Origin of the sequence: Kitasatospora sp. NPDC127111, from assembly GCF_042677465.1 — a bacterium.
In the GTDB taxonomy this organism is placed as follows: domain Bacteria; phylum Actinomycetota; class Actinomycetes; order Streptomycetales; family Streptomycetaceae; genus Kitasatospora.
Map to the genome: position 1 here is coordinate 8,926 of NZ_JBHXTG010000123.1, position 6,665 is coordinate 15,590.

6 protein-coding genes are annotated in these 6,665 nt (G+C 75.8%); 2 read left to right on the forward strand and 4 right to left on the reverse strand.

All coding sequences use genetic code 11. The features are described 5' to 3' along the window. Nucleotides 1-116: 116 nt before the first annotated feature. Nucleotides 117-1,367 carry a phosphoribosylamine--glycine ligase gene (purD, locus tag ACFVHB_RS38535; RefSeq protein ID WP_380332251.1) on the reverse strand — a complete coding sequence of 417 codons (1,251 nt, stop codon included), beginning with the start codon at nt 1,365-1,367 and terminating at the stop codon, nt 117-119. A 460-nt stretch (nt 1,368-1,827) separates the two neighbouring features. Between purD and ACFVHB_RS38540 the strand changes: the two genes are divergently transcribed. Continuing rightward, a complete protein-coding gene (locus ACFVHB_RS38540; RefSeq protein WP_380332254.1) occupies nt 1,828-2,613 on the forward strand; it encodes an SLATT domain-containing protein in 786 nt (261 codons plus the stop codon). Nucleotides 2,614-2,728: 115 nt separating this feature from the next. On the opposite strand, the gene ACFVHB_RS38545 is transcribed toward ACFVHB_RS38540, so the two are convergent. The 3 genes from ACFVHB_RS38545 to ACFVHB_RS38555 form a co-directional block, all read right to left on the reverse strand. After that, nucleotides 2,729-3,376 carry a hypothetical protein gene (locus tag ACFVHB_RS38545; protein WP_380332257.1) on the reverse strand — a complete coding sequence of 216 codons (648 nt, stop codon included), beginning with the start codon at nt 3,374-3,376 and terminating at the stop codon, nt 2,729-2,731. 114 nt (nt 3,377-3,490) lie between these two features. After that, nucleotides 3,491-4,582: a GntR family transcriptional regulator gene (locus tag ACFVHB_RS38550; protein ID WP_380332260.1), complete on the reverse strand. Its 1,092-nt coding sequence runs from the start codon at nt 4,580-4,582 to the stop codon at nt 3,491-3,493. A gap of 189 nt (nt 4,583-4,771) precedes the next feature. Then, nucleotides 4,772-5,569 carry a carbon-nitrogen family hydrolase gene (locus ACFVHB_RS38555; protein ID WP_380332263.1) on the reverse strand — a complete coding sequence of 266 codons (798 nt, stop codon included), beginning with the start codon at nt 5,567-5,569 and terminating at the stop codon, nt 4,772-4,774. A 174-nt stretch (nt 5,570-5,743) separates the two neighbouring features. Between ACFVHB_RS38555 and ACFVHB_RS38560 the strand changes: the two genes are divergently transcribed. Next, a complete protein-coding gene (locus ACFVHB_RS38560; RefSeq protein WP_380332266.1) occupies nt 5,744-6,565 on the forward strand; it encodes a maleylpyruvate isomerase family mycothiol-dependent enzyme in 822 nt (273 codons plus the stop codon). Nucleotides 6,566-6,665: the final 100 nt, after the last annotated feature.

Sequence of the window (6,665 nt, forward strand, 5' to 3'; positions counted from 1 at the left end):
GCCCAGCTGCCATGGGGGTTGTTTCCCCACGGACGCAGCGCCCCGCGCCCAACCTCTTCCGCGCTCGGCCCGGCTCGCCGCCGGCCCGCTCGCTCGTTCGCCGCCTCGCCGGGGGCCTACAGCCCGGCGGCCTTGAGGGCGATGTCGGTGCGGTGGTGGCCGCCCTTGAGGCTGATCCGGCCCACCGCGTCGTACGCGCGGGTGCGGGCCTCGGCCAGGTCGGCACCGGTCGCGGTGACCGAGAGGACGCGGCCGCCGGCGCTGAGCACCTCGCCGTCCTCGCCCGCCCGGGTGCCGGCGTGCAGCACGTAGGCGGTGCCGTCGGCGGCCTCGGCCTCGGCCAGGCCCTCGATCGGGTCGCCGGTGCGCGGCGCGGCCGGGTAGCCCTCGGAGGCGACGACCACGGTGACGGCGGCGCCGTCGTCCCAGCGCAGCGGCTCCAGCTGGTCCAGCGTGCCGGTGGCGGAGGCGTGCAGGACGGCGGCCAGCGGGGTGCGCAGCCGGGCCAGCACGACCTGGGTCTCCGGGTCGCCGAAGCGGGCGTTGAACTCGATCACCCGGGTGCCGCGGGAGGTCAGCGCCAGACCCGCGTAGAGCAGGCCGGAGAACTCCGTGCCGCGGCGGCGCAGCTCGTCCACGGTCGGCTGCAGGACGGTCTCCAGGACCTCCTCGACCAGGCCCTCGGGGGCCCACGGCAGCGGCGAGTAGGCGCCCATGCCGCCGGTGTTCGGGCCCTCGTCGCCGTCCAGCGCGCGCTTGAAGTCCTGCGCGGGCTGGAGCGGGAGGACGGTGGTGCCGTCGGTGATGGCGAAGAGCGAGACCTCGGGGCCGTCCAGGTACTCCTCGATGACCACGCGCTCGCACGAGGCGGCGTGGGCCAGCGCGGCCTCGCGGTCGGAGGTGACCACGACGCCCTTGCCGGCGGCCAGGCCGTCGTCCTTGACCACGTAGGGCGCGCCGAAGGCGTCCAGCGCCTCGGCCGCCTCGTCGGCGCTGGTGCAGACGTAGGAGCGGGCGGTGGGCACGCCGGCCGCGGCCATCACGTCCTTGGCGAAGGCCTTCGAGCCCTCCAGCTGGGCGGCCCGGGCGGAGGGGCCGAAGACCGGGATGCCGGCCGCGCGCACGGCGTCGGCGACGCCCGCGACCAGCGGGGCCTCCGGGCCGACCACGACCAGCCCGGCGTCGAGCCGCCGGGCGAGCGCCGCGACCTGCGCGCCGTCCAGCTGGTCGACCGGGTGGACCGTCGCCACCTGCGCGATCCCGGCGTTGCCCGGGGCGCAGTGCAGCTCGGTCACGGCGGGATCTTGGGACAGAGAGCGGCACAGGGCGTGTTCGCGGGCGCCGCCGCCGATGACGAGGACCTTCACGGTTGGCAAGGGTAGTCGGTGGCCGGTTCCGGCTGCCCTCCGGTCCCGTCGGAACCTCCAGCGAAAGCCCTCCGTACGCTGCCGGAGTCGGAGGATCCTCCAATCCGCGGCCCCGGTGATCGGCGCCGGGTGTCCGGGTCAGGACAGCGGGTCACCCGGGCCTCGCTCGGACGGGTGAAATCTCGCCGACCGCCGCAACCCGCTCACCTCGGGTTCCGGTGCGCGAATCCGGTAACGATCATTGGCGAAGCGCCCCCACGGTCAGCCATTTGGCGGTAAGAAGTGCTGTTGGACCACCACCGGCCGCGGCCGGTGCGCCGTCCCCGGGCACGCCGCACCCGCCCGGGGCGTCGCGCGTCCGATGCGTGTCCCGGGCGCTTCACGGCCAGCCAGGCCGATGGCGCGTCAGGGCGACGCGCCGTCAGACCCAGCAGTCCGCCCGCCACAGGGAGCCCCACAGGTGAGCCAGCCGGAAATGCAGCCCGAGGAGAGTGCCTGGGGCAAGGAGATCGGCGAGGAGGACCAGCCCGCCGCCACGGTCGCGCGCCCGGCGTCCACCCGCCGCCGGACCGATCTGAGCACCCGCCAGTTCCCGCTGGGCGACTGGGGCGAGCCCGCCGAGCGGCTGGAGGAGCTCTACCGCTGGTCCGAGGAGCGGGCCGTGGAGGCGATCGACTGGTACCGGCGGGACCGGGTCTGGAAGCGCCGCTGGGCCCGGCTGCTGCGGTTCGGCTCGGCCGGCTTCGCCGTGGGCGGGGTCACCGCGCCGCTGGTGGACCTCACCGGCGCCGTCGCGCACGCCACCAGCTGGGGCTACGTCGGACTGGCGCTCTCGGCCGCCTGTTACGGCGCGGACCGGGTGTTCGGGCTGACCTCCGGCTGGATGCGGGACGTCTCCACCGCCCAGGCGCTGCAACGCCGCCTGGAGGCCTTCCAGTTCGACTGGGCGTCAGAGTGCGTGCGGGAGGTGCTCGGCCCCACCGAGGGCACCGCCGGCGAGGCGGCCGAGCGCTGCCTCGGGGTGCTGCGGCGGTTCTGCGAGGACGTGTCGGACATGGTCCGCACCGAGACCTCGGAGTGGATGCTGGAGTTCCGCGCCGGCATGACCCAGCTGCCCACCCAGGCCGCGGGCAGCTGGGGCGGCCGGAGCGAGACGAGCGGGGGAGCCCAGGTGCGGATCCTGCCGCCGCCGGGCACCCGGCCCACCATGCCGCGCCAGCGGCCGCCGGAGGGCCCGCTGCGCTGAGGCGCCGGGCCGGGCCACCCGGGCACGCGCCCCCGTACCCGCGTCCTCCCGTGCCGTTGCCGGTGCCCGTGCCAGTGCCCCGTGTCCGCGCCCCGCGGGCACGCCGGCACGCGACTCAGGCGAAGACGATCATCGAGCCCTGGGTGAGGCTGCGGGTGGCCGCCGCGTACAGGCCCGCCCAGGCGTGCCGCTCCCGGGCGAAGGGGTGCAGGTCGTCCAGCGGCGGGCCGAACGGCTGCTCCAGGCCGGTCGGGCCGAGCGGCCTGGTCGGGTTCGGCGGGTTGAGCGGGTCGATGCCCAGGGCCGGCGCGACGGCCTGCAGTTCGCGCAGCAGCCCGTGGCTGGAGCCCAGCGGGCCGCCCGCGGCCAGCAGCGCGTCGTCCACCAGGGGCACCGCGAACTCGATCGGCACGTACGCCCCGGCATGGTCGAAGTGCCAGACCAGGTGGGACTGTTCCGCGCTGCTCTCGAACATCTCCAGCAGCTGCTCGTAGTCGCCGCCGAGCGCGTCCACCGGCGTGATGTCCAGGCCGGTCAGCCCCAGCAGGTAGGCGCGGCGCAGGAAGTGCAGCGAGTCGTAGTCGAAGGCGGCTATCGGCTCGACCGCGCCGCTGATCCCCGGCACGTACTGGTAGACCGGCACCTCGGGCAGTCCGCGCGAGGTCAACACGGCGTTGTAGAGCGCGAGGTCGTCCCGGAAGGGGTTGTCGGGGCTGTGGCTCAGCACGTCCACGAGCGGGACGAGCCAGAGGTCGCAGGCCATGGGCCGGCTCTTCCTCTCCGGGCGGCGGGGGCCGTTCGCGGGGCGAACGACGGGCGGACGGATCGGCACCCGGACCGTCGGTGCAGGGACCGCCCGGGGCGACGACCGCCCACCCTACCGGCCCGGCGCGCGGTGCGGGCCGGGCCGCCCCTCGGGCAGTTGGCCGGACGACGGGTCGGGCAGCCGGCGGCCGAACCGCCCGTACGGCACCGAGCGCGGCTGCGGCACCAGGCCCAGGCCCAGGCCCAGCTCACGGCCCAGCTCCCGGCCCAGCTCGCGGTCCCGGCCGCTCCCCGCCGCGCCGCGGGCCGGCCCGCCGACCGCCGCAGCACCGCCGGGGGCCGTCTCCGCGGGGCCCGCCGCGGCTGCCGCGCCCCGCTCCGGGGCCGGCCCGTCCGCCCCGGGCCCCTCCGCCCCCGGGTCCGCCGCCGGGTCCGCCCCCGGGTCCGCCGCCGCGGGCTCCGCCGGTCCGGCCCCGGCGGTCAGCAGCGGCAGGACGCCGACCGACTCCACCGGCTGCCCGGCCAGCCCGGCCAGCAGCCGGACGGTGAACAGGTTGTAGTCGCAGACGATCCGGTGCGCGCCGGCCAGGTCCCCGGCCGCGACCGCGTCGACCAGCTCCAGGTGCTGGTCCCAGCAGACCCCGCCCAGCTTCGGCATCGCCCGCAGGTAGGGCGCGGCGAACATCCAGGACTGCACCCGCAGCCAGTCCAGGTAGTCGCCGATCCGGCGGTTGCCGAGCAGCCCGGCCATCTCCTGCCAGAACCGGCGGTCGCAGCCCACCATCACGTCCAGGTTCCCGGCCCGCGCCGCCCGCACGGCCGCGTCCGCCCGCCGGCGCAGCGAGGGCATCCGGGCGGCCGTGTCCGGCAGCGCCGTCCGGACGGCGAGCTGGCGGAAGTAGCTGTCGGTGAGCAGCACCCGGGACTCGAAGATCTCCAGGAAGTCGTCCCAGCCGAACTCCGGCACCGTGAAGCCCCGGTGGTGCTCGGTCCGGAGCAGCCCCTGCGCCCCGAGGTCGACCAGCGCCTCGCGGGCCGGGGTCGCCGAGACGCCGTACAGCTCGGCGATCTCCTTGACGGTGAAGTTGCGCCCGGCGGCCAGCCGACCGGCCATCATCTCCTCGCGCAGCGCGCCCGCGATCTGCTCACGGAGGCTGTTGCGGTGGATGACGGGGCGGGTGTCGCCTGCGCCGGTACCGGACATGCGCGCGACCTCCTCGGGCGGGCTGGCGGCCGGCCCGGGGACAGACCGGCGAAGAACGCTGGAACACGACGAACGCTCATCTTCTCAAAGATGCCGCCGCCGCGCGGCCCCCGGTGCCACGCCGGTCACCCGACGCCCCGTCCCACGGCCGCGGGGCCGGCTGTCCGGGTCGTCCCCGCGGGCGGGGCCTCAGCGCTGCACGGGGGCCGGGATGCCCAGCAGCCGGTCGCGGTGGACCGGGAAGTCGGCGCGGGCCTTGGCCACCTCGGCCGGGTCGAACTCCACGGTCAGCACCTCCTCGTCCGGGCCCGCCTCGGCCAGCACCCGGCCCCACGGGTCCACCACGATGCTGTGCCCGGCCTGCTCGACGCCGCCGTGCGTACCGGCCGTGTTGCAGGCCAGCACGTAGGCCTGCTCCTCGATCGCGCGGGCCCGGTTCAGCACCGTCCAGTGCTCGCGCCGCTTGGCCGGCCAGGCCGCCGGGATCACCAGCAGCTGCGCGCCCGCGTCCAGCAGCGCCCGGAACAGCTCCGGGAACCGCAGGTCGTAGCAGGTGGCCAGGCCCAGCGTGCCGAAGTCGGTGGCGGCCGTGACGATCTCCTGCCCGGCGCCCATCACCACCGCCTCGCCGCTGTCGAAGCCGAAGCGGTGCACCTTGCGGTAGGTGTGCACCAGTTCGCCGTCCGGGGCGAACAGCAGCGAGGTGTTGTAGATCGGCCCGTCGGGGTCGCGCTCGACGATCGAACCGGCGTGCAGCCAGACCCCGGCCGCCTTCGCGGCGGCCGCCATCGCGTCCGAGGTCGGCCCGTCCAGGGCCTCGGCGCCGTCCGACCAGAGGTCGTACGCGAAGCCGCCCAGCGGCCACAGCTCCGGGAGGACGACCAGGTCGGCGCCCTGTTGCGCCCGGACCAGGGCGGCCGCGCGCGCCCGGCGCTCGGCGGCCGGCTCGGTGTCGGAGACCGCGAGTTGGATCAATGAAGCGCGCACAGTACCACCGTCCACGGCAAGAGTCCTACGATCGTCACCCGAAAGCACTGCCCTGCTCTCACCCGGCAGCGTAACGTGCGGTTAGCGTGCGCGCCCGGAAGCCGGACGAACCCGGACGGCCGCCGAGGCCAGGGCGCGCGAGGCAAGGCAGCTGACGGAGGGCCGGAGATTCCCGTGACGGACAACCAGACCGTGCAGGCTTACACCGAGGCGTGGACGCAGTCCATCGAATCGATATCGGAGCTGGTGACCCCTCTCCCGGAGGACTCCTGGAACCGGGCCACCGAGTGCCCCGGCTGGTCGGTGCGGGACGTCGTCTCGCACGTCATCGCCATCGAGTCCGAGCTGCTCGGCGACCCGCGCCCGATCCACTCCCTCCCCCGGGACCTGCGGCACGTCACCACCGAGTTCGCCCGCTACATCGAGCTGCCCGTCGACAAGCGCCGGTGCCACACCTCGGTGGAGCTGACCGGCGAGCTGGAGTACACGATCATCCGCCGCTCGCGCGCGCTGCGGAACGCCAAGCGGACCCCGGACGAGCCGGTCCGCTGGCCCGCCGGGCCGCACAGCCGCGACGTGCCGTACCACGAGCTGCTGCGCCGCCGGGCCTTCGACGTCTGGGTGCACGAGCAGGACCTGCGGCGCGCCCTCGACGTGCCCGGCAACCTCGACGCCCCGGGCGCCCTGATCTCCCGGGACGTCCTGCTGGAGCTGCTGCCCAAGGCGGTCGCCCACCAGGCCGGTGCGCCGGCCGGGACGGCCCTGGTCATCGACGTCACCGGCCCGGTCGAGTTCCTGCGCACCGTCCGGGTCGACGCCGGGGGCCGCGGCACCGTCGACGAGTCGATCAGCCTCGCCCCCGACGTCCAGCTCACCATGGACTGGGAGACCTACCTCCGGCTCGCCTGCGGCCGCGGGCGCCCCGGTCCGGTCGCCGTCGAGGGCGACCGGGAGCTGGCCGCCCGCGTGCTGGCCAACTTCGCCGTCACGCTGTAGCCGTCGCGCCGCAGCCGCCACCCCGTAGCCGTTGTGCCGCGGCCGGGGCCCCGGCCGGGCGGCCCCGGACCTCACCGGGCCGGCCCGCCGCCGCCGTCAG

What these genes read in the sequence shown, in the direction of transcription:
- ACFVHB_RS38545 (WP_380332257.1), bottom strand. Translation starts at nt 3,376, where the DNA reads ATGGCCTGCGACCTCTGGCTCGTCCCGCTCGTGGACGTGCTGAGCCAC.
- ACFVHB_RS38550 (WP_380332260.1), bottom strand. Translation starts at nt 4,582, where the DNA reads ATGTCCGGTACCGGCGCAGGCGACACCCGCCCCGTCATCCACCGCAAC.